Annotated in this window: 24 protein-coding genes; 13 read left to right on the top strand and 11 right to left on the bottom strand. The window is 69.2% G+C overall.

Annotated features, from left to right (window positions below):
• Nucleotides 1–124: 124 nt before the first annotated feature.
• Nucleotides 125–1,207 (top strand): hypothetical protein, encoded by a 1,083-nt coding sequence (locus ACFVS6_RS13960; protein ID WP_389703587.1) that lies wholly within the window; start codon nt 125–127, stop codon nt 1,205–1,207.
• Nucleotides 1,208–1,225: 18 nt separating this feature from the next.
• Here ACFVS6_RS13960 and istB read toward each other — a convergent pair whose 3' ends face one another.
• Together istB and istA are read right to left on the bottom strand one after the other, a co-directional pair.
• Entirely contained in the window at nt 1,226–2,020 is a 795-nt protein-coding gene (gene istB, locus ACFVS6_RS13955; protein ID WP_389703585.1) for an IS21-like element helper ATPase IstB, read from the bottom strand.
• Between the two features lie 13 nt (nt 2,021–2,033).
• On the bottom strand, nt 2,034–3,599 hold the full coding sequence (istA, locus tag ACFVS6_RS13950; protein WP_389703857.1) for an IS21 family transposase: 1,566 nt from the start codon (nt 3,597–3,599) through the stop codon (nt 2,034–2,036).
• A gap of 446 nt (nt 3,600–4,045) precedes the next feature.
• Between istA and ACFVS6_RS13945 the strand changes: the two genes are divergently transcribed.
• The 3 genes from ACFVS6_RS13945 to ACFVS6_RS13935 all read left to right on the top strand — a co-directional run bounded on the left by ACFVS6_RS13945 (nt 4,046) and on the right by ACFVS6_RS13935 (nt 5,917).
• Nucleotides 4,046–4,594: a hypothetical protein gene (locus ACFVS6_RS13945; RefSeq protein ID WP_389703584.1), complete on the top strand. Its 549-nt coding sequence runs from the start codon at nt 4,046–4,048 to the stop codon at nt 4,592–4,594.
• Between the two features lie 496 nt (nt 4,595–5,090).
• A complete protein-coding gene (locus ACFVS6_RS13940; protein WP_389703583.1) occupies nt 5,091–5,678 on the top strand; it encodes a hypothetical protein in 588 nt (195 codons plus the stop codon).
• A 44-nt stretch (nt 5,679–5,722) separates the two neighbouring features.
• Entirely contained in the window at nt 5,723–5,917 is a 195-nt protein-coding gene (locus ACFVS6_RS13935; RefSeq protein WP_389703581.1) for a hypothetical protein, read from the top strand.
• A 74-nt stretch (nt 5,918–5,991) separates the two neighbouring features.
• Here the strand turns inward: ACFVS6_RS13935 and ACFVS6_RS13930 are convergent, their stop codons facing one another.
• Nucleotides 5,992–6,507 carry a GNAT family N-acetyltransferase gene (locus ACFVS6_RS13930; RefSeq protein ID WP_389703579.1) on the bottom strand — a complete coding sequence of 172 codons (516 nt, stop codon included), beginning with the start codon at nt 6,505–6,507 and terminating at the stop codon, nt 5,992–5,994.
• A 159-nt stretch (nt 6,508–6,666) separates the two neighbouring features.
• On the bottom strand, nt 6,667–7,125 hold the full coding sequence (locus tag ACFVS6_RS13925; protein WP_389703855.1) for an SCO4225 family membrane protein: 459 nt from the start codon (nt 7,123–7,125) through the stop codon (nt 6,667–6,669).
• 810 nt (nt 7,126–7,935) lie between these two features.
• On the opposite strand from ACFVS6_RS13925, the gene ACFVS6_RS13920 reads away from it, so the two are divergent.
• A complete protein-coding gene (locus ACFVS6_RS13920) occupies nt 7,936–8,121 on the top strand; it encodes a hypothetical protein (RefSeq protein ID WP_389703577.1) in 186 nt (61 codons plus the stop codon).
• Between the two features lie 494 nt (nt 8,122–8,615).
• Here ACFVS6_RS13920 and ACFVS6_RS13915 read toward each other — a convergent pair whose 3' ends face one another.
• The 3 genes from ACFVS6_RS13915 to ACFVS6_RS13905 form a co-directional block, all read right to left on the bottom strand.
• Nucleotides 8,616–9,125: an STAS domain-containing protein gene (locus tag ACFVS6_RS13915; protein ID WP_389703575.1), complete on the bottom strand. Its 510-nt coding sequence runs from the start codon at nt 9,123–9,125 to the stop codon at nt 8,616–8,618.
• A gap of 63 nt (nt 9,126–9,188) precedes the next feature.
• A complete protein-coding gene (locus ACFVS6_RS13910) occupies nt 9,189–9,608 on the bottom strand; it encodes an ATP-binding protein (RefSeq protein WP_389703573.1) in 420 nt (139 codons plus the stop codon).
• Nucleotides 9,609–9,666: 58 nt separating this feature from the next.
• Entirely contained in the window at nt 9,667–10,032 is a 366-nt protein-coding gene (locus tag ACFVS6_RS13905; protein WP_389703571.1) for an STAS domain-containing protein, read from the bottom strand.
• A gap of 432 nt (nt 10,033–10,464) precedes the next feature.
• On the opposite strand from ACFVS6_RS13905, the gene ACFVS6_RS13900 reads away from it, so the two are divergent.
• The 5 genes from ACFVS6_RS13900 to ACFVS6_RS13880 all read left to right on the top strand — a co-directional run bounded on the left by ACFVS6_RS13900 (nt 10,465) and on the right by ACFVS6_RS13880 (nt 14,511).
• Nucleotides 10,465–12,036, top strand: a complete 1,572-nt coding sequence (locus ACFVS6_RS13900) for a PP2C family protein-serine/threonine phosphatase (RefSeq protein WP_389703853.1) — start codon at nt 10,465–10,467, stop codon at nt 12,034–12,036.
• On the top strand, nt 12,033–13,112 hold the full coding sequence (locus ACFVS6_RS13895; protein WP_389703570.1) for a B12-binding domain-containing protein: 1,080 nt from the start codon (nt 12,033–12,035) through the stop codon (nt 13,110–13,112). The genes ACFVS6_RS13900 and ACFVS6_RS13895 overlap by 4 nt, the downstream gene beginning before the upstream one ends.
• Nucleotides 13,109–13,537 (top strand): STAS domain-containing protein, encoded by a 429-nt coding sequence (locus ACFVS6_RS13890; RefSeq protein ID WP_389703568.1) that lies wholly within the window; start codon nt 13,109–13,111, stop codon nt 13,535–13,537. Before ACFVS6_RS13895 ends, ACFVS6_RS13890 begins: the two co-directional genes overlap by 4 nt.
• Before the next feature lie 37 nt (nt 13,538–13,574).
• Nucleotides 13,575–14,063 (top strand): MarR family winged helix-turn-helix transcriptional regulator, encoded by a 489-nt coding sequence (locus ACFVS6_RS13885; RefSeq protein ID WP_389703566.1) that lies wholly within the window; start codon nt 13,575–13,577, stop codon nt 14,061–14,063.
• A 97-nt stretch (nt 14,064–14,160) separates the two neighbouring features.
• Entirely contained in the window at nt 14,161–14,511 is a 351-nt protein-coding gene (locus ACFVS6_RS13880) for a hypothetical protein (protein WP_389703564.1), read from the top strand.
• A 474-nt stretch (nt 14,512–14,985) separates the two neighbouring features.
• On the opposite strand, the gene ACFVS6_RS13875 is transcribed toward ACFVS6_RS13880, so the two are convergent.
• Entirely contained in the window at nt 14,986–15,768 is a 783-nt protein-coding gene (locus tag ACFVS6_RS13875) for a TSUP family transporter (RefSeq protein ID WP_389703852.1), read from the bottom strand.
• 541 nt (nt 15,769–16,309) lie between these two features.
• On the opposite strand from ACFVS6_RS13875, the gene ACFVS6_RS13870 reads away from it, so the two are divergent.
• Nucleotides 16,310–16,936: a hypothetical protein gene (locus tag ACFVS6_RS13870; protein ID WP_389703562.1), complete on the top strand. Its 627-nt coding sequence runs from the start codon at nt 16,310–16,312 to the stop codon at nt 16,934–16,936.
• An 80-nt stretch (nt 16,937–17,016) separates the two neighbouring features.
• Here ACFVS6_RS13870 and ACFVS6_RS13865 read toward each other — a convergent pair whose 3' ends face one another.
• The gene (locus ACFVS6_RS13865; RefSeq protein ID WP_389703560.1) at nt 17,017–17,370 is read right to left on the bottom strand and encodes an STAS domain-containing protein; all 354 of its coding nucleotides are present in this window, start codon (nt 17,368–17,370) and stop codon (nt 17,017–17,019) included.
• Between the two features lie 748 nt (nt 17,371–18,118).
• Between ACFVS6_RS13865 and ACFVS6_RS13860 the strand changes: the two genes are divergently transcribed.
• Both ACFVS6_RS13860 and ACFVS6_RS13855 read left to right on the top strand, forming a co-directional pair.
• On the top strand, nt 18,119–19,432 hold the full coding sequence (locus tag ACFVS6_RS13860) for a glutathione-independent formaldehyde dehydrogenase (protein ID WP_389703559.1): 1,314 nt from the start codon (nt 18,119–18,121) through the stop codon (nt 19,430–19,432).
• A gap of 704 nt (nt 19,433–20,136) precedes the next feature.
• Nucleotides 20,137–20,586, top strand: coding sequence for an SRPBCC family protein (locus tag ACFVS6_RS13855; protein ID WP_389703557.1), 450 nt, complete (start codon nt 20,137–20,139; stop codon nt 20,584–20,586).
• Nucleotides 20,587–20,747: 161 nt separating this feature from the next.
• On the opposite strand, the gene ACFVS6_RS13850 is transcribed toward ACFVS6_RS13855, so the two are convergent.
• Nucleotides 20,748–21,152, bottom strand: a complete 405-nt coding sequence (locus tag ACFVS6_RS13850; RefSeq protein WP_389703555.1) for a hypothetical protein — start codon at nt 21,150–21,152, stop codon at nt 20,748–20,750.
• Nucleotides 21,153–21,593: 441 nt separating this feature from the next.
• A complete protein-coding gene (locus ACFVS6_RS13845) occupies nt 21,594–21,884 on the bottom strand; it encodes a DUF6233 domain-containing protein (RefSeq protein ID WP_389703553.1) in 291 nt (96 codons plus the stop codon).
• Between the last annotated feature and the right edge of the window lie 31 nt (nt 21,885–21,915).

Here is a 21,915-nt window from a genome sequence, read left to right as displayed (position 1 = left end):
GTCTGCGCGGGGGGTGCGCGTCTACTACTACCCACCACCCCGTTTCAGCGCCCGGGGCGGGCCCGCTAACCCACCGTGTCGCGCGCCCGCCCCGGTGCGACGAGGTGGTGGCCATCACCGGCTCATGTCTGTCCGGGTGCTGCTTGGGTTGGCGAGGTCGGACCGCGCCGACTTCTTGGTGACGCCCTCGCCTGAGGCTCACGTAGCGAAGCGGGGCCGCCGTTTCCAATGGAAACGGCGGCACGCGAAGTACGCTCCCCGCATCCTCGCCACGCTCGTCGGCAACACCGCGGTCCCGCCGTCCGTCCGGGTCCAGGCCTGCAAGACGGCCCTCGTCCACCTGTACTCCGCCCCGCGCCACCGTAACGACCAGATCATGCTTCTGCGCGCGCTCGTCGGCGCCATCGACGCGGACGGCGCCACGGTGGACGAGGCCGCCGAGCTCGCCCTGCGCCTGCTTCCCGGCACGGGGCCGGTCGGGACGCCGCAGCTGCTGAGGTCTCTGGTGGCGTCGCCGAAGGCCGGCCCCGACGTCATCGCCCGCGCCACGGGCGCCGCCGAGGCCTGGCTGGCCCGGCACCCCGGCGACCCGGCGGCGGCCTCCGTCCTCGAAGCCCTCGTCACCTCACCCCGCACGGGCCCGGAGCGGGTACGGCACCTCCGCGAGAACGCGGCTGGCTGCGTGGGTCAGAAGCAGGAACGGTTGTCGACGCATTCTGGGAACGACCACGGGTCGGCGATCGCGAAGATGTTGATGAGAAGTAGGAACAGCGGAGCCGCCGTAGGGGGCTGCGGGCTGGACCGCTGGGGGTTGTCCATGAGGGATGATCCCCTCATGGACAGAGTTGTTGATCTCGACGAGGTGGCTGTCGTTCTGGCTCAGCGGACGGCGGGCTGGACGTCGGCTGGTCTTGAAGTGGGCCGGGCGACGTGGAGGGATGCGGAGGCTTCCTGGCCTCAGCCACTGGAGACCGACAGGGCTCGGGTTCAGGGTCCGGACTCGGTTGGCGTGTTCATATCCGGTCCGGCGGAGGCCCTGCTGTCGGTTGTGCTGTTCCGTGGTGGCTGGGCCGATGTGGACTTCGTCGCTGACCTTGACGACGCCGGTTGCCTGCCGGCCTCGGGGATCACCTCGGCGTCAGACTTCGGGACCCGGATGGATCAGTGGGTCACTCGTGTCTTCGGGAGCCTCGACAGTGGTCGATGAGGGCTGCACCGGCTTGGCTCACCTGGCCGCTTGCTGTTCAGCGCGGGCGCGGGTGGTGGCGAGTCGGTAGGAGTCGGTGCCGGTCTCGATGATGTTGCCGCCGAAGGTGAGGCGGTCGACGATGGCCGCGCAGAGCCTGGGGTCGGTGAAGGTCTTGGTCCAGCCGGAGAACGACTCGTTCGAGGCGATGGCCACGCTGTTCTTCTCCTCGCGCTCGGTCAGGACCTGGAAGAGGAGCTCGGCGCCGCGCCGATCGAGTTCCATGTAGCCGAGTTCGTCGATGCACAAAAGATCAACGCGACCGTAGCGGGCGATGGTCTTGGTCAGCTGCTTGTCGTCGGCGGCCTCGACGAGTTCGTTGACCAGTTTGGTCGCCAGGACGTACTTGACCCGGTAGCCGGCCATCGCGGCTTCGGTGCCCAGGGCGATCAGCAGGTGGGACTTGCCAGTGCCGGAATCGCCGATCAGGCAGAGGGGCAGGCCCTTCTTGATCCATTCGCACTTGGCGAGGGTGTGGATCATGGCCGGGTCGAGGTTGGGGTTGGCGTCGAAGTCGAACTTGCGGAGCGACTTGTCGCGGGGGAACCCGGCGGCTTTGATGCGGCGTTCGGAGCGTCGGCGGGCCCGGTTGTCGCACTCGGCGAGGAGGAGTTCGGCGAGGAAGCCGAGGTAGGACATCTGCTCGCGTTCGGCTGTCTCGGCGAGCTCGGGGAACTGGGACCGGATGGTAGGCAGCCGCAGCATTCTGCATGCCTGGTCGACGGCGGTGGTGGCGGCCTGTTCGGTAAGTCCTCGCTGGCGTGGAAGGGACACGGCGTTCTCCTCTTCAGGGGGTGGTGGGGTCGGGTCGGCGGAGTCGCAGGAGCTGGTCGTAGTGGGCGACGGAGGGCAGAGGGCGCCTGTCGGGCGGCAGATGGGCCCGGACGGCGGCAGGCAGTGGAGCGAAACGGGGCTGGCTTCCAGGAGTGACTGGCTGCGGCGGGTCATCTGGCCCGGCGTCGGCGTCAGCTGCCTTGCGGGCTTCCAGTGCGACGGCGTCCGCGGTCAACGCGCCGGTCTTCAGCGCGGAGGCAAGGCCGGTGATCAGGTGCTCGTGGGGCAGGTGGCGGCTCAGGAGGAGGACTTCGATGAGGGCCCGGGTGCCCTCGCGTTCGCCGTGGGCCTTCACGGCGGCTTGCCACCAGGCGTCATGGATGGGGGTGAACCGGCCGGCGGCGCGAGCCTGGTCGAGGGCGGTGGCGCCGGGCAGAGCACCCGGTTTCCGGACCAGAGCCTCAAGGTAGTGGTGAAGTTCGAGGCGGGTGGCGCCGCGGGCGATGAGCCGTTCGTGCCGGGCGACTTCCTCACGTCCGTCGTAAACCACCAGCTCGGAGGCGTGGAGCATGACCCGGACGGTCCGCCCGATCAGCCGGACCGGCACCGAGTAGCGGTTCATCCGGACACAGATCTGGCTGTAGCGGTCGACCCGCGGGGTGGAGAGCCGCCCGGTCTCGAACGGCTCCTCCGGCAGGGGCACCAGCAACGGCTGCTCGGCCGTGAAGTACTCGCCGATCGTGCGGGGACGGGACCGGATGCGGCGGGCGTCATCCTCATGGTCCCAGCGGTCGATCATCGCGTTGAGCTCGGCGAGCGTGTCCACTTCCGGGACAGGAACAAGGTGGTTGCGGCGGAACCAGCCGATCTGGCCCTCGACGCCGCCCTTCTCGTGGGCACCGCGGATTCCGGGCTGGCAGTAGAAGGCTTCCAGTCCGTAATGCGAACGGAAGGCGGTCCAGCGCTCGGCTTCCACCCGGCGGCGTGAAAGGCCCAGCACCTGAGCAACGGCGGCCCTAAGGTTGTCGTAGCGGACACTCCCGGTCGGCACTCCGCCCAGCACGTTGAGAGCATGGACGTGGCCTTCGAAGAACGCCTCCTGGCCCGCAGAGGCGAAGATGCGATGGACGGCCTTGCCCGAGTACGACAGCCGGAACGCGAACAGGTAACAGGTCACCAGCTCGCCGGCCAGCTTCACCGTGACGTCCCCGAAGTCGACCTCTGCCTCGGCACCAGGCTTGTGGGTCTGCGGGACGAACGCGTCCACGACTCCCTTGCCGGCCTGAAGGCGGATCTCTGGCCGGCGATCGGCGACGTAGCCGCGGACCATCTGGTAGGAGATATCGACGGCGTCATGCTCATCCAGCAGCCGGTCGTAGATCCGCTTGACGGTGTGCCGCTGCTTCCGCGGCGCGGTCAGGTCCGCTGTGAGGATGGCATCGATAACCGGCTTGTAGGGGTCCAGCCGCGTCCCCCGCGGACGCATCTTCTTCCGCGGTTCCGGCAACGAGGAGGCCAAAGCCCTCTGCACGGTCTCGTAGCCGACGCCGTACTTCCGCTTGAGAGCACGCACCGACATGCCGGTCCTGGCGTCACGGCGGATCGCCGCGTACAGATCGACCTTGGACTTCGGCAGCACCCCGGCCCCCTTGTCGTGCAGAGCACAACCATGGTCCCGAAGCAAGCACCGAGGTGTTCCCAAAACTCGGCAACATCACTCTCCCGTGGAACCGGGCGTTCCCGCTGCTGAGCATCAGACGTTCCTGGAACTCACCTACAAAGCCAGGTGCCCGCAATCACATCGGCCGGGTCCTTTGCCATAAGCGGTCCGCTTGGAATCCGTCTGACCGACCGACTGGGAAGCCGCTGACCGGCCGGGAAGCCAGGACTTGCAAAAAGACACGCCGGGTGCGGAACGATGCCGTGCGGGAATGCCGGGTGGCTCCCGGTTGTGGACCATGGCATCGAGACCGGATTTATTCATGACTAGCCGCACGTTCGGTTGTTCTCCATCGTTGGTTCATCGTGACCGATGCGACTCTTCCCACCGGCAATGTCAGGCCACTGCGGCCGGCGAAGGCCGTTCCCGTCTGCCACCTGTGCCCGGCCGACGACCCGTCCCCGTCCGATCCGACGTTCACCGTCACCCTGCGACCCGGCTTCGGCCCCGCCCGCCGGGTGAGGTTGTGCGAGCACTGCCATAGGGGCAGGCCCGGCCGGCAACACGATGAACTCGGCCCCATCGATATCGCCTGGCGGGCCCTGGATCACGACGCCTCCCGCCTGCTCACCGCCTACGAGCAAGGCCTTTGGGTTCCGTCGGGTGGGGAGGTGGAGTTCGCCGCGGGGCTGGCGCGGATGGCGTGGACCGAGGAGTCGATGCGCACGGCCGTGCGTGACGCCTGCAATCTCGTCTACGCCGGTCGCCTGCTGCGGGCCTTGGACAACAACGCGATCATCGTCCTGCGCCACGTGCCCGCGGACGACCCGGCACTGCACGCCCTGCGCCGTCTGGTGCATGTCGTGGCCACGGGTGGGGAGGCGCCTTGGGGCCACCCGTCGGGCGCGGCCTGACCTCGGGACCATCGACACCAGGGTGGAAGGGGCCGGGGTGGTGACGGTCGGGTGAGGCGTTCTGCGCCTGCGCGCAGGCGTCGCGCCCTCTACCTGACGGTCCGGCTCTGGCGGGGGATGAGGGCGTGGGCGGGGTGGGCCAACGAACGGTCCGTGGGTGCCGGTGAGGTCCGGTGGGCTGATGACCTGGGTGACCTGCGGACGGGTGCCGAGGTCGAGCCGTACTTTCGGTTGCCGTTCGTTGTTGGGCAGCGGTGACTGACGCGACTCTCCCACCGGCAATGTCAGGCCACTGCGGCCGGCGAAGGCTGCTCCTGTCTGCCATCTGTGCCTGGCCGACGACCCGTCCGGGCCCGATCCGACGGTCACCGGCCCACTCCGACTCTCCGTCGGCAGTCGGGTCGTCGCTCGATTAGTCGCCCTCGGAAGGCGGCCGTCGCCTGCCCCGCCAAGAATGTCTTTGCACCCGGAGGAAGCGGGGGCCGGAGGAGGAGTTATGGCCGACAGCGGCTTCAAGGACAACGGCGGAGAGCTGCCCGTCTACGCGAACGTCAAGCTCCTGGTGGAGGATGACGACGAGCCTGAAATCGTGGAGAAGAAATTTACGGTATCGGGATCTCTCCTTCATCAACTCGGCTTGTGGTTTCCGCTGGATCTGACTTATCTGCAGCATGACCTGGAGATGACCTCGAGGACGAGGAAAATCCGGCGCATGCGATTTGTGGATACGGCCGATGGAACACCCATTGCCACGCTGACGAACATCACGGTCGCTGCCACCAAGGGGGTGGACCCGGAAAATGGCAGGCCCTGGGTCTATCTCGGAATCGACTACTACCTGACATCTCACGGGTACCGCACCAGTGAAGGGCCCGGGTTGCCGGGACCGTTGGTGGTATTCCTGAGTTTCCGGAACTCTGCCGACGGAATCGTCTGGGTGAGAAAGGTCGAGAGAACCGAACTCAGGTGCGGCCACAACAATCATCACGTCTTCTACACCGACGTTGATCGGCATGTGGTGGGCTGGTTCGACCACTGGAGAAAACTTACCTGGGACGGATGGGGCACCGTCGATCAGTGCTGAGTCGCCGACCCGGACGGGTCGTGCGTCCCCGGTCGCCCTCACTGGTGACGACGAGCATGGTCTGCCCGTCCGCGAGGCGTCCCGATGTCGAGACCGCGACGGGCTTTGTCGTCCCGCCAGCTCGTCAACGGCGGCTCCACCAGAGCCCACCCGGCATCGAATGCGGCCTTACCCGCGAGGTCCTGCTCCAGCTCCCGCTCGGCTACGACCTCCTCTTCAAACACCCCCAGCACCTCTGAGCCCGGTCCACCTGACCTATAGGCCGTATCGTTTGAATCATCGGGCCGAGCCGGAGTCCGCTGCGGTGTCGGCGTCAGACGTTGCCGAACGGTTCGGGGTAGATGAATTCGCCTTGTACGGACGGATCGTAGGCGGCCAGGGTGCGGATCTGGAACAGGTGCTCCCAGGCCAGTTCCTCGCCGACGATTCCGAAGTCAGTGCTCGGTCGGAAGCCGAACCGCCCATAGAAGTCGGGGTCACCGAGGACAACGACCATCGGGGCGTCAAGGGCGTCTGCCGCAGCGAGAGTGGCGTGGACCAGGGCGGTTCCACAGCCGCGCCGGCGATGCTCGCCGTTAACACCGAGCAGGCTGAGATTGGGGACTCGGACGGTTCCGATTCGGCCCCAGGTGCAGAGAGCGTGGCCGATGATCGCGCCATCCACGTCCTCGGCCACCAGCGAGAGCGCTGGTATCCAGTGTTCACCCCTCCGCAATGCGTCCCGCAGCATCACCTCCACCGGTTCCTCCTCGTACGGCTTGTGGGAGGAAGCGATGGTCACCGCACGGACAGCGGCCAGGTCGGCGGGGGCTTCCCGTCTGATCAGCATCTGGGCAGTGTGCCCCTCCAGTCGGCCTGGCGTGTGTGTGGGGGCCTCAGAGATATCGCCTCACCTCGCGGACCAGAGGAAGATGCCCGCGATGTGGAGCCCGGCGAGGTAGACGGTGGCGGGCCCTGCTTGCGAGTGTCCCGGCGGACCGGCCGTGGCCTAGACCTGTGCGCGCCTGGCGTCGCGCCGTCGTGCCATGTGGCGGAGCAGCGCCCAGATTGCGGTGGCGTTGACGAGGGCGCTGAGCGGGATCGCACCGTGGAAGCCGGCTTCGGACCACATGTCGAGCTTGCTGTCGATGGACGTGTCGGGTGCCGCCCAGTCCGCCGGGAGTGGGTCCGACTCCGAGGGGTAGTCCGTGGGCAGCTTGGTGGGAGGGTGCGGGCCTTCGTGGATGGGCCCCTCGACCGGGGCCGGTTCGTCCAGGGCGGCCGCGGCGGGTCCGAAGGTGCTCAGCAGGATGAGGCTGACCGGCGCGGTGGCCAGGATCGGCCAGACTCCGAAGAACCCGATGTCCCCGGTCCGGCTGATGACCGCGACGTAGACCAGCATCGCGACCATCATCGCCAGGTATCCGCCGGGCACCCACATCTCGGGCTTCGACCAGCGCCGCACCATCACGTTCCCCGTCCTGTTCCGCTTCGTTCGTTCTGTTGCCAGTCTCGAAGCCGGCGGGGCTCGCCACCTGAGTACGCCTACTCATCCTGGTCGGCTCTACGTACCTGGTCGGAGCCGTGTACGGCGATCAAGTCCGGTATACCGCGCGATGTATCCCCCATCTCCGGAACCCGACTCCCGGAGGACTCCGCTCGCACCACGACGGTGTGAGCGGCACCGCGGGGTGGTGGCCGAGCAGACGCGGGCAGGGGGCTTCTTTCCGGGGGTTGTCAGGCGGTGGTGCGGTGTGGGGCTGAGGCCGCCTTGGCTACAGCGAGGCAGGCCACGCCGCAGGCGAGTTCGTGGGCGGGGGTGGTGCTTCTCGCGAGTACAGACCGCCCCCATCGCCTGGAGACGAGCGCACTCGCGGTGCCGCTTCCGCTGCCTGGCCGCGGAGCACCTTGAGGTGTCGGCCACGGGCCCGCCCGCCGGCACCCGCCACGCACAACCGAGACCTCAGGGCACTGGTCAGCGGCTGCGTCCGCCGCTGCCGGCGCGCGAACGCGGCGCGGACCTGACCTGGTGGGCCGCCTTTCCAGGAACGCGAAAGGATCCATGGAATCAACCCGACCCCGTTCCCGCTCTCACGCCTCGGACTGCTCATTCGCGTACTACGCGACCCGGAGGGAATCCGTCGCTGCGTCGTTACGGCCCCGTCGGGGCGCCACGGACCGGGCTTGGGGTGGAGCGGTCCGGGCCCGGGGGAGGGCGGTGTCTCCTCGTTCGGTGGCCTTAGCGAGAACTTCCCGGACTTGGGCTCGTTGCCCACGCATGGAGCTGATTCGCATCGCCGTCGTAGGTTCCGTTGCCGCGCTGCTCCTGGCCGCGTATGCCGCCGACCATGTCGACCCGCCGGTCCACGTGTCCTCAGGCGCCTCGCAGCACACCGCTGTCAAGGCGGTCGGTCCGTACGGGGACGAGGAGCCCGCTTTCAACCACATGGATTTCCTCTTCTGAGTAAGCTGGCGCGACCTGCGTCGGAGCGGGGGACCCGCAGCCACGAAGTCTCACGGGTCTTGGGTCGATGGCACGGACGGTCGAGCGGTTGGACGTTCCCGTCCGGGTCCGTCTCACCGACCAGCCCCCTCATCTTATGGTGGGGGCTTTCGTGTTTCCGCAGGTCAGGTCGCCAGTGTCGCATTCGGGTTGCTTCGGCTTGCGAACCGCGAACCGGTTGGCGCACGGAAGATCCCGCTGAGGCCTGGTGCCGGCCAAGACCGCCATCGGGATGGAGCTCTGCCCGGCCTGCCGGCCTGGACGACACGCTCCTTCTGGCGCGGCCGTCACGGAGGAGCGGTCGCAATCCCCTGTCCGGCCGGTCCTGCGCTCGGAGCCCGAAGTGGGAGGGCGAAAAGCTTCTGGTGCACGGCGTGTCCCCTGAGCAGCCCAGGACCGTGGGTCCCCTCCCGAGGGAAGGCAGGCCGGTGTTACTTCCTGGGGCGGGTTCGGGTTCAGCGTCCTTTGGTGGTGCGGGCTTCCTCGATGGTGTGGGTGACGGGGAAGAGGGGGAGGGCCTGGGTGAGTTCGAGGACTCGGTGTAGGGAGGTGGGCAGGGGGCCGACGAGGATCAGGTCGCTGCCGCGGCGGAGGCGGAACATCTCGTTGAGCATGGAGGAATCGGCGAAGGTGATGCGGCTGACGTCGAGGACGATGCGTTGGATCGCGGGGTCGGTGAGGGCCGCGGTGCCGGCTTCGTGGACGGGTCCCAGGGTTCGCTGGTCGAACTCGCCCGCGCAGACGATGACGCGTATCGCGTCGTTCTGGTCGGGCAGCGCGAGGACCTGCTGCTCTCCCCGCTCGCGTGCGTCGTTGTGGCTGGTGTGGCCGTGGATGCCGGCTTGTTTGAGGGTGTGGACGATGGTCCAGGCGAGGTCGTCGGGGTTCGGCTTGTTCGGGTGGATCGCGGCCAGGTAGGAGGTGATCAGGGCGGCGATCGCCTTGGCTATTTCTGCGTCGCTCATGTGCCCTGCTGTCGTGTGCCGTGCCCGAGCCTGCGGGGGCCGGGGGAGGGGTGGGGTTGGGGGTCAGGTCAGGCGTTGGAGGGTGGTGATGGTCTTCCCGCCCTGTGGGTGGGGGGTGATGTCGATGTGGTCGGTCAGGCGTTGGATGAGGGGCCAGCCGTATCCGCCGGGGCGTCCGTGGGCGGTGGGGTGGGGGACGGGGTGGTGGGGGTTCGCGTCGCTGACGGTCAGGCGGAGTATGTTCCCGGTGAGGGTGGCGTGGAAGGCGGTGATGCCGCCGCCGTGGCGGATCGCGTTGGTGACGAGTTCCGAGGTCACCAGGAGCGCGTCGACGGCCGCGTCGCAGTCTAGGTCGCTGTTCGCGGCTTGGAGCAGCCCGGTGACCTGGCGGCGGGCCGTCGCCGAGGTGGTCGCGGCCGGCCGGGCATCGTCGTGATGCTGTTCGGGGCCTGGGGCGTGGTGGGCTGCCGCGGGCGGGTTCATGTTGTTTCGCCTGCCCTGGAGTGAGGGATCGCACACCGAACCGGTTGCGGTGGGAGGGTCAGCATGTCATTGCCTGCTGCACGTTGTCGGCCCATCGGAAGACAGGCCCGGTACTGGTGACCTCGAACAACTGGTTGACGGCGGCCTGTACGGGCCCGGCGAGAACCAGGATGTTCCCGGCCGCGGTGTGGGCCTGGCGGGCGGTGAGGAGGGCGTGGAGTGCGGAGGAGTCCGCGAAGGCCACCATCGACAGGTCGACCACGGTGCGGGAACATCCGCTGTCCGCGGTGGCCGCGGTCAGTGCGCGGGCCAGGGCGGGGCTGCTGTCGTCATCCAGGTCACCGCGCACGCGGATCACGATCACGCCATCGGGCGTGATCTCGCCGACCATCACGGTGTCTGTGTCTTCTCTGTCTCCGATCATGCCTGCCATCCTCGTACACACGCCCACCTGTTGGGCATGCCGGTCGCCCCTGTGCCCGGGACGGTGGCCGCCGGCTGCGACGCGCCGGTGCGACCTGGCACAACGGTTGCGGGCGCGTTGAAGGCCGGATGCCGTGGCGGTCGAGGTGACGGCTCTCACTTCCGGCTCACTCAGGCGTGAAGGAGCTGTGTGCGTGGGGTGCGTGGCAGGGGCGGGAAGGTGCTGTGAGAGGTGAGCGGTTGCCAGAACGGCGACCGATGGAGGATGGTTGCCCGGAGGCAACCAATCCCCGAGAGCCTATGAGGTGAGGGGTTCGCACAGCGGGCCCTCAACGATTTGCCGAATCCCACCCAGGAAGCCGCCACCGCGGTGCGCGTGCCGTGGAATGAGGCCCCCTACCCCGTCCTCGTCGCCGACACCCGCGCAACTGTGGTGTTCGCCAACGAGATCGCCGGTCTGCTGTTCCCCGACGCCCGCCCCGGCGCCCCGATGCCGGACGTTGTGCCGACATGGCTGTCCGACGCCCACGCCCGCCGCCTGCTCCCACCGCCCGATGCGCCGTCGGAGACCGACGCCGCTATCGCGGTCGACGGAATGGTGGAGGGCCCGGTCGGGGACCGCTCCTACGAAGCCCATCCGACAGTCCGCCAGGACGGCACCGTGGTGTGGTGGCTGGTCGACGACACCGACCACCGCCTGGCCCGCGACTCGCTGCGGATCGAGCGGGAACGCACCGCGTTCCTGGGGCAGGCCTCGAACCTGCTGCTCTCCTCGCTGAACCTGGAACGGTGCATGGACGTGACCGCGCAGATGGCCGCCGAGCACCTGGCCGACGCCGCTCTGGTCATCTCTCCCGCCCATGGCCATGACCTGCCGATCGTTTCCTGCCTGCGCGGCGGGACGCCGGTCTCCTCGCGGGTGACCGCGCTCGCCGAGGAGGTACCCGGGCTTGCCGAGGCCCTGCAGGGGTTCCCGCCGGTGCCGTCCCGCTGGATCGATCCAACGAGCGCTCCTTCCTGGCTGATCCCCGACGGGTTCGGAGCCGTGGGCTCGATCGTGATCACCCCGCTGCCCGGGCACGGCATCCCCGCCGGTGCCCTGGTCCTGCTGCGCCGTGCCGGCGGTGGCGGCTTCAGCGAGGAGGAAGAGGTCTTCGCGCGTCTGTTCGCCTCCAGGGCTGGGGCGGCGATGTCGGCGGCCCGCCTGTACGCGGAGCAGGCGTCGATCAGCGAAACGCTGATGCGGGACCTGCTCCCGCCATTCCTGCACCAGGTGTCGGGGGTCCAGTACGCGGGGGGCTACCGGGCCTCCCAGAATCACGAGCGGATCGGCGGGGACTTCTACGACGTCCACCCCGCCGCCGTCGAAGGCGACGCCTCCCTCGTCGTGTTGGGCGACGTGTGCGGCAAGGGACTGGAGGCGGCGGTGATGACGGGCAAGATCCGCAACACCCTCCACGCCCTGCTCCCCATGGCCGATGACCACGAGCGGATGCTGAACCTCCTCAACACCGCCCTCCTCAGCACCCACAATGCCCGCTTCGCGACCATGGTCCTCGCCTCGGCGGTACGCGAGGGCGGCGCGGTGAAGCTGCGGCTGACCAGCGCCGGCCACCCCGCACCGCTGATCGTGCGCGGGAACGGAACCGTTGAGGAGGCGGCGACGCAGGGCACGTTGGTGGGAGCCCTGCCGGCGGTGACCGCCGAAACGGTGGAGGTGACGCTCGCGCCGGGTGAGACATGCGTCCTGTACACGGACGGGATCACCGAGGCCCGCGGGGGACCGTTGGGTGGCGTGATGTTCGGTGAGGCCCGGCTCCAGCGGGTTCTTGCCGAGTGCGCCGGGATGCCGGCGGAAGCGGTGGTGGAACGCGTGCAGATGCTCGCCTCCGAGTGGGTTGGCACCGGCGCCCACGACGACATGGCCGTCGTGGTGATCACCGCACCGAAGACCAACCACCTCAGCGCGGTGGGTGGGCACACGAGAGGCAGGTTCACAGCGTGAGCACGCAAGAAGCCACCGGCAGTCCGCTCATAGCCCTGGTGGACAGGCTATGGGCGGCGGTCCTGGCCGGCGACGAACGAGCCGCGACGGCCGTGGTCCGCGCGGCTCTGGACGACGGCATGGACCCCGAGAGCGTCCTGCTGGATGTCATCGCCCGGGTGCAGAGCCGCGTCGGTGAGGAGTGGGCCGCCAACACGATCACCGTCGCGCAGGAACATGTCGCGACCGCGATCAACGAACGCGCCATCGCCGTCGTCGCCGAACACGACGCCTCCCGCACCGAGCCGTCGCGCGGGCGGGTTGTGGTGGCGTGCGTGGACGGCGAATGGCATGGCCTGCCGGCCCGGCTGCTCACCGAGGTCCTGAGGCTGCGCGGGTGGCACGTGGACCACCTCGGCGCCCACGTCCCCACCCCGCACCTCATCGCGCACATCCACCGCACCGGACCGGACGTCGTCGCTCTCTCCAGCTCGATCCCGACCCGGTTGCCGACCGCGCACGCCACCATCACCGCCTGCCAGGCCGCCGGCACACCCGTCCTGGTGGGAGGCGCCGCCTTCGGCCCGGACGGCCAGTACGCGCGCCTGCTCGGCGCCGACGCCTGGGCACCGGACGCGCGTGCGGCCGCCGACCGGCTGGAGCGCCACCCGTTGCCGCGACCGCAGCCCGACCACCAGCCGATCGACGACCTGCCCCACCTCGCCGACCAGGAGTACACGATGGTCGCCCGGACCCGTCCCCAGCTCGTACGGACGGTCTTCACCGGCCTGGAGGACAAGTACCCGGCCATGCGCGGCTACGACGAGGCACAGCGTGAACGGACCGCGGAGGACCTGGCGCATATCGTGGAATTCCTCGGCGTCGCCCTCTACACCGGCGACGAAGCCCTCTTCTCCCGCTTCCTGCTGTGGACCGCGGGCATCCTCGAAGCCCGCGGCGTACCCGCCAGGAGCCTGCCACCCGCCCTGGACGTCCTGGGCCGGGAGCTGAAGGACTTCCCCCGCGCGATCGACATCCTCCACCAGGCCACCAAACGGCTCACCGACGCGCCGGCGACCGTCGGCGGCACCCGATGACCCCGATACCCGGGCCGCTGCGCCTGATCCGCACCGACATGGTCGATGCCGTGCGGATCGAGCTGCACGGCGATTTCGACCACCGGGACGCGGACGACCTCCTCGACACCGTCACCGCCGTACTCGCCGAACCCGGCCGCCCGCGCGAGGTGCGCGTGGACTTCATGGGCGTGACCACCGTCGACTCCTCCGGCCTGTCCGTCCTGTTGATGGCCCGCCGGATCGCGGATGCCGCAGGGGTTCGGCTGAGTCTGGACAACCGTTCTCGGGAGTTGGAGCGGATGCTCAGGGTCACCGGCACCCTGGACCACTTCACCCGCCACAACGAGGACAGCCGATCGGTGTCTTCCACCGAGCAGGAGCCCGATGGCGGCCCGCCCGACCCCGTCACGGTCGCCGCCGCCCGGCCGAAGGCCACCACCTGACCGACTCGCGGGCCACAGCCCGCACGAGGGAACACAGATGCCCACACCGGCCCTCGGGCCCCACAACAGCGACTTGACGCGATCGGTCGGCGACATCGCCGAACTCCTCGACGTCCTCTACGAAAACACCCGCCACACCACCACGACGTCCCCCGTGTCCGCGACACAACTACGCCTGATGTGCCTCGTCGACCGCCGACCCGGCCTGCGCATGCGGACCCTGGCCCAACTCCTCGGCGCGGCCGGCCCCTCCCTCACCCGACTCTGCGACCGCCTCGAAGCCGCCGGATATATGCGACGCCACCCCTGCCCCGGCGACGGCCGCGAGATCACCCTGCGCCTCACCACCGCCGGCCACCAGCACCTCGCCGAGATAGGCGAAGCCCGCGAACGACGCCTCGACCTCGCCCTCGACGCCATGACCGCCGCCGGGCGGCATGCGCTCGCACAAGGCATCGAAGGCCTCCGTCATGGCCTGACCACCACCGCGGGCCTCCCCGCGCGGGAGAACCAGCCCGCCGCCTGACCAGCAGGCATCAGCGAGCTGCTGGTGCCCAGGGCGGCTGTGAGCCATGTCCTTCATCTGGATGTTCCCGAGCACCTTCGTTGGGTTCGGTTCCTTGTTGAGGGGTTCCGAGCGGCTCGGGGACGCGCGGCTGGTGGTGGGCGGGATCGGCCGCGACACCCTGTTGCCTCGCCCGGCCCTCGCGGGGCTGGAGAACGAGGGAGCGGATCACCGGACGGGCACGTACCTCTCGTACGACGGCAATGCTCCGGCCTCGGTGGAGGAGTTCGCGCAGCTGGACCGCGTGGGCGGTCGGCCGATGCCGCCGCGCAAGCTCGTGAGCGAAGGCTTCACGGACAAGCTGGGCGAGGGCGACTTCGAGGACCACGTCGTCGGCGCTGCGAACCCCGAGGGCGCACTGATCACCAAGGAGCTCGGCACCTGCCTCCTGGAGCGACTCGCCCACTGAGCCGGCATCCCCACAACCCCTGGCCCTGGATTCCCGCCGCGCGAGAGCCTCAGGGCCGGAACTGTGTCCGGGGCGGGCTTGTCCCCCTCACGGGAAGTCCGTCCCGCAGGGTGCTTGGCGTTGACCGGTCCACCGCGCCCGGCAGGCCGGCGCCGGGCCGCGGGGCGGGGCTTGGCCGGAGGGTGTCGTGGCGTGCGGAGGAGTCGATCACGCACGGGTGGGTGGGGCAGCGGCAGCACCGGTGTTCGTACGGTGTGCCCGGCGGTGGGTGTCCGGGCAGGGCCTCACCGCCGGGGATGCCGCACGGGGTGCGGGGGAGCTCCCGTGTGACAGCGGGGCAACGGTGCGGGGACCCGGGTGGTCACGGCCGGCCCGTGCTCGCATTGACGTTCGTGATGCGGGGTCCGCCCGGCTGGTCTCGTATGTGAGACGCCACAGTGTCCAGGTGTCGTGGGTGCGGTGGTCGCTGGGCGGTCAGCGTAGGACCTGCACCGTGTAGAGCGCGCCGACGCCGGTGGCCAGGGTGGCGAGCAGGAGGCGCAGGGCGGTTTCGGGTAGGCGGGGTTGGAGGTGTGCGCCGAGGTATCCGCCGAGGAGTCCGCCGGCCCCGCAGGACAGGCCCAGGAGCCAGTCGGGGGCGACGTCGCCCGTGGTGGTGAGGGAGAGCAGCGCGTAGGTGGCCGCGCCGACGATGGAGGTCACGAAGGTGGAGGCCAGGGCGGCGGGGGCGACGGTGGCGACCGGGGTTCCGCGACCGACGAGGATCGGGCCGAGGAGGGATCCGCCTCCGATGCCGTAGATGCCGCCGACGATCCCGACGGCCAGGGCCAGCGTCCTGGTCGCACGTGCCGAGGGAGGCCGCGGCTCACGGTTCGGCGCCGGGCGCACGGTCCGCAGTCCCAGCCACAGCCCGAGTGGCAGCAGGAGCAGCGCGACGAGCAGGCGGAAGACGCGCGGGCCGGGTACGGCGAAGACCCGGATCAGGGCGCCGAGCACGACGCCCGGCAGGGTACCGGCGATCAGCAGACGGGTCAGGGGCCCTCCGAGACGACCGGCCCGCCAGTATCGAAGGAGGGCCCCGGGGCCGGCCACGACGTTGTAGAGGAGATTCGTCGGTGTCACCGCGGGGCTCGGAACGCCCAGGAGACTGACCTGCACGGGCAACAGGAAGACCGCTCCGGAAACACCCACGGGCGCGGTGGCAACCGAGATCAAGAGCCCGGCGACGAAACCGAGCAACCCCATCGACCACTCCACGACAGCCCCCAAAACGGTCCTCTTCCGGAATCCGGAGAAGGCTCCGGATCAGGCGCCTCCCGTTCTCGTGAACATCGACCCCGCCCCGATCCAACCCCTTACCGAGAGGCCGAACAACTGCCGTCCAAAAGCGGGTTCTGGCTCGCGCGTCCGGGACGGCGCCGGGCGGCCTGACCGAGCGACGTGTGCGGGGAAGCTCCCGTGTGAGAGTGGGGCAGCGGTGTGGGAAATGGCGGATGGTCAGTTGGCCCGGGCTCCTGTTGACGTCCATGACCGCGGGCCCCGATGGTATTTCGGGGGCGGTCACCCGTTCGCCTCGCCGGGAGCGCGGCCTGGGTGATCGTGTGGGACGGTGCGGTGGGAACCAGTCAATGGCAGCCCGCACGCAGGGCCCGGCCGATGCCCGTAGTCACATCGGCCGGGTCCTTTGCCATGCGCGGACCCCAGTGGGGCTTGCGTGACCGGCCGATGAACAGGGACTCGTGCCGACAACGCCGTGCCACGGCCGATGCCGTGCGGGAACGCCCGGCAGCGTTCTGTGGTGGACCACGGCGATCCAAACCGGCCTTTTTCACGGAAGGCCGCACGTTTGCCTGTTGTCCGTCGTTGGGCAATCGTGACCGACGCGACATTCTCCAACGACAACGTCCGGCCGTTAAGGCCGGCGACGGCCGCTGCCGTCTGCCATCTGTGCCCGGCCGACGACCCGTCCCCGTCCGATCCGACGTGCACCGTCATCCTGCGACCTGCTGTCGGCCCGATCCGTCATGTCGGCTTGTGCGGGCATTGCCGGTCGGGCAGGCCCGGCCGCAAGCAGGATGAACTCGGCCCGGCCGACATTGCCTGGCGCGCCCTGGACCACGACGCCACCAACCTGCTCACCGCATACGAGCAGGGTCTTTGGGTTCCGTCGGAAGGTGAGGCGGAGTTTGCGGCGGGGCTGGCGCGGATGGTGTGGAGCGAGCACTCGATGCGCGCGGCCGTGCGCGACGCCGACAACATCGTCTACGCGGGTCGTCTGCTGCGGGCCTTGGACAACAACGCGATCATCGTCCTGCGCCACGTCCCGGCGGACGACCTCGCGCTGCACTCGCTGCGCCGCTTGATCGACGTCTTGGCCACAGGCGGGGATCCGGGCTGGGGTGGATATCCGTCGGGCGCCGCCTGACCTCGGGAGCATCGTCTCGTGGTGGATGGGGCGGAGTGGTGGTCGGTGAGGCGTTGGCCGTGGTTAGGGTGCCCCGTCCTCTACTTGACTGTCCGGCACTCGTCGGGGGTGTGGGTGTCGGTGGGGTTGGTGAGGGTGAAGAGTTCGCGGGTGCCGGTGAGGTCGAGGACGTGGATGACCTTCTTGCCGGCTCCGTGGAGTTCGAGGTTCCAGCCTTCGGTCTGTGCGCGTCGGCGGAGCACGATGAGGGTGGTCAGGCCGGTGGAGTCGATGAAGGTCATGTTGGTGAGGTCCATGACCAGGGTGCGGCCGGTGAGGTCCAGCTTGCTGGTGGCATGGGTGACCTGGGCGCGGGTGTCGAGGTCGAGTTCTCCGGCGACGCTGATGACGGTCCGGTCGCCGAATGTGGCGACATCAACATGGAAGGTGGTCATGGGGCGGCCGCCGTTTCGGAGGGTTGAAGCCCATCACGGTCGGCTCCCCGATGATGCGGGGCGGAGGAGGCCGTCAGGCGCACGACATACGGGTCGCGCAAAGCCGAGCGAGACCACCCGAACCCGTCGGCCGCTCACCTTGAGGGCGAGCCAGGGGTACGGGGTCTCCCACCAGACCAGGCTGGTTGTGCTTCGAGCCTTGCACGCCTGGGAGGAAAGCACCAGCACACCTGGTGAGCCCAGGCCCCGCGCCACTCAAGCGGCGCCTACCACCTCGACAGCATCCACCGCGCCCACGCCTTCGACGACGTCTTCGTGAGTGACTCCCGAACTCATCGACATGGATCATGGAACATGCCCACGCGCTTCGCGACCCGAATGTCGCCGAGGGATGGTTCATAACCGCTCCCGGATTCGGGCCCGGTCCGGCGGCTGCCGCACATCCCACTGATGGCCCGCTTCGGCCGGCGGAGCCCCCAGCTTTTCGTCCTCGGCCGCCATGATGTGGCGGGCCGGCTGCACAGGGTCGCCCCGCCGGGGGGACTCGTCATCCGTCCGTCACCGTCGCGCGGTGGCGGAGGCCGGGGCCCGTGTCGCCGTGTGAGGGGAGCGTCGATCAGGGTAGGCGCCCCCGGAGAGGAGCCGCGGCTCGGACCGCGTCCGGCTGGTCGAGCCCCGACGCCCGAAGCACGATATGCCTCCATCCCTGGACGGACGTGGCCAGGATGGCGGTGGTGAGGTACGAATCATGAAAGCTGCCGTGTACGAAGGACCGCGGACGGTGACGGTCAAGGAGGTTCCCGACGCGAGGATCGAGCACCCCTGCGACATTCTGGTGAAGATCACCACCACGAACATCTGCGGCTCCGACCTCCACATGTACGAAGGTCGCACATCGTTCGAGACAGGCCGGACCCTGGGTCATGAGAACCTCGGCCAGGTCGTCGAGGTCGGCAAGGCCGTCAGCAAGGTTCAGGTCGGCGACTGGGTGGTGCTGCCCTTCAACATCGCCTGTGGCTTTTGCAAACAATGCGAGCAGGGCCTCACGAACTACTGCCTGACCATGCAGCCCAAGCCGGACATGGCCGGCGCCGCCTACGGCTTCGCCGAGATGGGCCCCTACCAGGGCGGCCAGGCCGAACTTCTGCGCGTCCCGTACGGGGACTTCAACGCCCTACGGCTCGGCGAGGACGCAGGCGAGCGGCAACTCGACTACGTGATGCTCGCCGACATCTTCCCCACCGGCTACCACGCCACCGAAATGGCCGGAGTCAAGCCGGGGGATCAGACCATCGTCTACGGCGCGGGCCCGGTCGGCCTCATGGCCGCTTACTCCGCACTCCTCAAGGGCGCCGGCCGCGTCTGGGTCGCCGACCACCACAACGACCGCCTCCGCCTCGCCGAGGACATCGGCGCCATCCCCATCAACACCGCCGAGCAGAACCCGGCCGAGGTGGTCAAGGAAGCCACCCTGGGGCTCGGCGCGGACAACGGCTGCGAATGCGTCGGCTACCAGGCCCACGACCCCCAGGGCAACGAGGACGCGGCCCTGACCATGAACGGGCTCATCGACTCGGTCAGATTCACCGGTGGCATCGGCGTGGTCGGCGTGTTCCTGCCCGAGGACCCCGGCGGCGCCGAAGCCCAGGGCGAACTGGAAGCCCAGGGGAAGGTGCCCCTCGACTTCGGGATGCTCTGGTTCAAGGGCCAGAAGGTCGGCACCGGCCAGGCCCCCGTCAAACGCTACAACCGGGCCCTGCGCGACCTCATCGCCGGCGGCAAGGCAGAACCGAGTTTCCTGGTCTCCCACGAACTGGGCCTGGACGAGGCCCCTTCGGCGTACGAGCACTTCGACAACCGCGACGACGGCTGGACCAAAGTCGTCCTCCACCCCGACAACAACGGAAACGGCTCCGGTACGCGAGCCACCCGCACCGGGCACCACTCCAAGGCCGGCGCCCACCGCACCGTGGAGGAACTCCGCCACGAAGCCAAGGAACGCGGCATCGAAGGTCGCTCACACATGAACAAGCACCAGCTGGAACAGGCACTCGAACACTGAAGGACGGACGCGACCGCCGCGCCCGCACTGGCCGACCGCCGGCCGAGTAGGGACAGAACACCGAGAGCTGAGCTCCATCGGTTTCGAGGAGACCTGCGGTGACGGAACGCTACAGCCCCGACCGGCTTGAGGGGGTGCCCCCGCGGGGGCACCCCCTCAAGCCGGTCGGGGCCGGAGGACCGCTCCCGGCGCGGGCGTGTGCCTGGCCCGTGAACAGGAGGATCTGGTGGGCACGCGGACGGTCAGGAGGCCGGAAGGTCCCTCAGGGCGGCCTCGGCCTCGGCGGCGTGTTGGGCGGCGGCTTCTGCGGCCTTCTGTGCCTGGGCCGCGTGTTCGGCGGCGGCATGTGCGGTGGCACGGGCCTTGGCCGCGTACTCGGCTGGGGTCTGTGCCTGGGAGGTTTCCTGGGCGGCCTGCTGGGCGGTCTTCGCCGATCCGTAGGCGTCCCCGAGTGCGGAGAGCCCACACGGGACGCGCCACTGCGCCCACCTCCCTCGATCACTTCCACGTCCTGCTCATGGCGCCTACCCGCCCCGCGGCATCCGATGGCACGAATGACCACCGGGCGGCGGGTACGCGCGTCGTCCGGTGGATCCGTTCGTGGGCGGTAAGCGCAAGGAACGGGGGCAGGGGCGCGGGAGGGGAAAGTCTCCCCGGGTACGGCCGGGCGCGCGTCCCGGCCGGCGGAACAGGAAGGACGCCTTATGTCGAAGGTCGAGGAGTCCGTCGAGGTCGACGTCCCCGTGCGTACGGCTTACAACCAGTGGACCCAGTTCGAGTCGTTCCCCCACTTCATGGAGGGCGTGGAGCGGATCGACCAGCTCACCCCCACCCTGACGCACTGGGTGACGAAGTTCGGTGGGGTGGACCGGGAGTTCGACGCCCAGATCACCGAGCAGATGCCCGACGAGCGCGTCGCCTGGACCACGGTCGATGGCGAGGTGAAGCAGGCCGGTGTGGTCACCTTCCACCATCTCGCCGACAACAAGTCGAAGGTGATGCTGCAGCTCGACTACGACCCCGAGGGCTTCGCCGAGAACCTGGGTGACAAGCTCGGGTTCGTGAAGCGGCAGATCACCGGCGACCTGAAGCGGTTCAAGGAATACATCGAGGAGCGGGGCACCGAGACGGGTTCCTGGCGCGGCGAGGTCTGAGCCTCTCGCACCTTCGCGTCTGCGGCGCTTGTACGACCCGGCGGTGGAGTCCGGCAGCCGCCGGGTGCCGGCGACGGGGAGGGAACGGCCGACCGCACGCGGAACAAGGCCCCACCCCCGTGACGGTCACGACGGGCGCGGACCGGCCGTTGGCGGCGAGGTCAGTGGGCCGGTGCCGTTCGGTCGGGGGTGGCGAGGTCGCGGGCCTGGTGGGCGCGTTCCTCGATGAGCCGTCGGAACCCAGCGAGCGCGTAGCGTTCCCCGGTGGCCGCGTGGCGGCCGGGAATCCTGGCGAGGTCGGCCATGACCTGTTGGGGTTGGGCCCGCCACCCCGTCACCCGGACCCGTAGTCCTCGGCATTCCGCCCGGTGGTGCAGGTCCAGTAGATGCAGCAGCCCCTCACGGTTCATCGACGTCACGCGGCGCAGGTCGAGCATGAGGGCTCGCTCGAAGCCGGTGATCTGTTCCAGTACCCGGCCCAACGGCGTGCCAGCGCTCTCGTCGAGCACCCCGTCGACGCCGGCCAGGAGGGTTCGGTCGTGGTGCTGAACACGAACAGTGATCAAATCAGGCCTTCCGTCACCGGGAAAGCCGTTTCCCCCGGTACATCATCCTGGCGGCAAGGTCGCATGCCGCGGTTTCGTGACGCGCTGGTAGGCCGCACCGGTTCCCCGCCGACAGGCGGATGGCCGCACGGTCGAGCAGGACGAGGGCCTCGCCCCACACGTCGGTCCTCGGGCCGGGCCGTGCCCAAGCTCTCGGACCCCCGGCTGCACCGTGGACGCCACGGGTGCGTGACCGGGGGCTCAGGTCTGGACGCGCAGGACCTCGACCTGACCGACGGGTTCGGTGAATGGCGCGGTGCCGTTCCGGGCGTCTGGGAGCCGCTGACGTGATGGTGGTGGGCACCTGCACAGTGGGGGAGGAGCAGGTACCCACCGGGTGACGGCCGGGGCCGCTCACCGGCCGGCCGTCCTGTCCAGGGTAGGACGGGGCCGCCGCGGCGGTCAGTCGAGAATGCCGAGCGCGGTATCGGGCCGGCAGTGCGGGCAGGCGGGGATGCCTTCGGAAAGGGCCCGCCGGGCGACGTCGAGCGGCACCGGCTTGCACCGAGTGCGGGTGTCCCAGCATTGCCCGGTGTGCACGCGGACGGCCGGGCGGATGCCGATCCCGTGCTCGATCAGCCACTCCGGAGGCGGCGGAGCCGGCCGACGCTCACCCTCGGCGGCAATCATCCGCTCCTCGGTGTCTATCCAGTCCCGGGTGCGCTGGAGGTCTCTGACCTGGACTTTTTCCAAGAAGCGGAGCATGTCCAGCCGCGACGTCGTG

This window comes from Streptomyces sp. NPDC057939 (genome assembly GCF_042887545.1).
In the GTDB taxonomy this organism is placed as follows: Bacteria; Actinomycetota; Actinomycetes; order Streptomycetales; family Streptomycetaceae; genus Streptomyces.
Note: the sequence above shows the minus strand (reverse complement) of the source record. Positions and strands in the feature narration are given on the sequence as shown.

What these genes read in the sequence shown, in the direction of transcription:
- ACFVS6_RS13855 (WP_389703557.1), top strand. Translation starts at nt 20,137, where the DNA reads ATGTCGAAGGTCGAGGAGTCCGTCGAGGTCGACGTCCCCGTGCGTACG.
- ACFVS6_RS13930 (WP_389703579.1), bottom strand. Translation starts at nt 6,507, where the DNA reads ATGCTGATCAGACGGGAAGCCCCCGCCGACCTGGCCGCTGTCCGTGCG.
- ACFVS6_RS13865 (WP_389703560.1), bottom strand. Translation starts at nt 17,370, where the DNA reads ATGACCACCTTCCATGTTGATGTCGCCACATTCGGCGACCGGACCGTC.
- ACFVS6_RS13905 (WP_389703571.1), bottom strand. Translation starts at nt 10,032, where the DNA reads ATGATCGGAGACAGAGAAGACACAGACACCGTGATGGTCGGCGAGATC.
- ACFVS6_RS13910 (WP_389703573.1), bottom strand. Translation starts at nt 9,608, where the DNA reads ATGAACCCGCCCGCGGCAGCCCACCACGCCCCAGGCCCCGAACAGCAT.
- ACFVS6_RS13915 (WP_389703575.1), bottom strand. Translation starts at nt 9,125, where the DNA reads ATGAGCGACGCAGAAATAGCCAAGGCGATCGCCGCCCTGATCACCTCC.
- ACFVS6_RS13860 (WP_389703559.1), top strand. Translation starts at nt 18,119, where the DNA reads ATGAAAGCTGCCGTGTACGAAGGACCGCGGACGGTGACGGTCAAGGAG.
- ACFVS6_RS13940 (WP_389703583.1), top strand. Translation starts at nt 5,091, where the DNA reads ATGGCCGACAGCGGCTTCAAGGACAACGGCGGAGAGCTGCCCGTCTAC.
- ACFVS6_RS13960 (WP_389703587.1), top strand. Translation starts at nt 125, where the DNA reads ATGTCTGTCCGGGTGCTGCTTGGGTTGGCGAGGTCGGACCGCGCCGAC.
- ACFVS6_RS13885 (WP_389703566.1), top strand. Translation starts at nt 13,575, where the DNA reads ATGCCCACACCGGCCCTCGGGCCCCACAACAGCGACTTGACGCGATCG.
- ACFVS6_RS13920 (WP_389703577.1), top strand. Translation starts at nt 7,936, where the DNA reads ATGGAGCTGATTCGCATCGCCGTCGTAGGTTCCGTTGCCGCGCTGCTC.
- ACFVS6_RS13925 (WP_389703855.1), bottom strand. Translation starts at nt 7,125, where the DNA reads ATGGTGCGGCGCTGGTCGAAGCCCGAGATGTGGGTGCCCGGCGGATAC.
- ACFVS6_RS13890 (WP_389703568.1), top strand. Translation starts at nt 13,109, where the DNA reads ATGACCCCGATACCCGGGCCGCTGCGCCTGATCCGCACCGACATGGTC.
- istA (WP_389703857.1), bottom strand. Translation starts at nt 3,599, where the DNA reads ATGTCGGTGCGTGCTCTCAAGCGGAAGTACGGCGTCGGCTACGAGACC.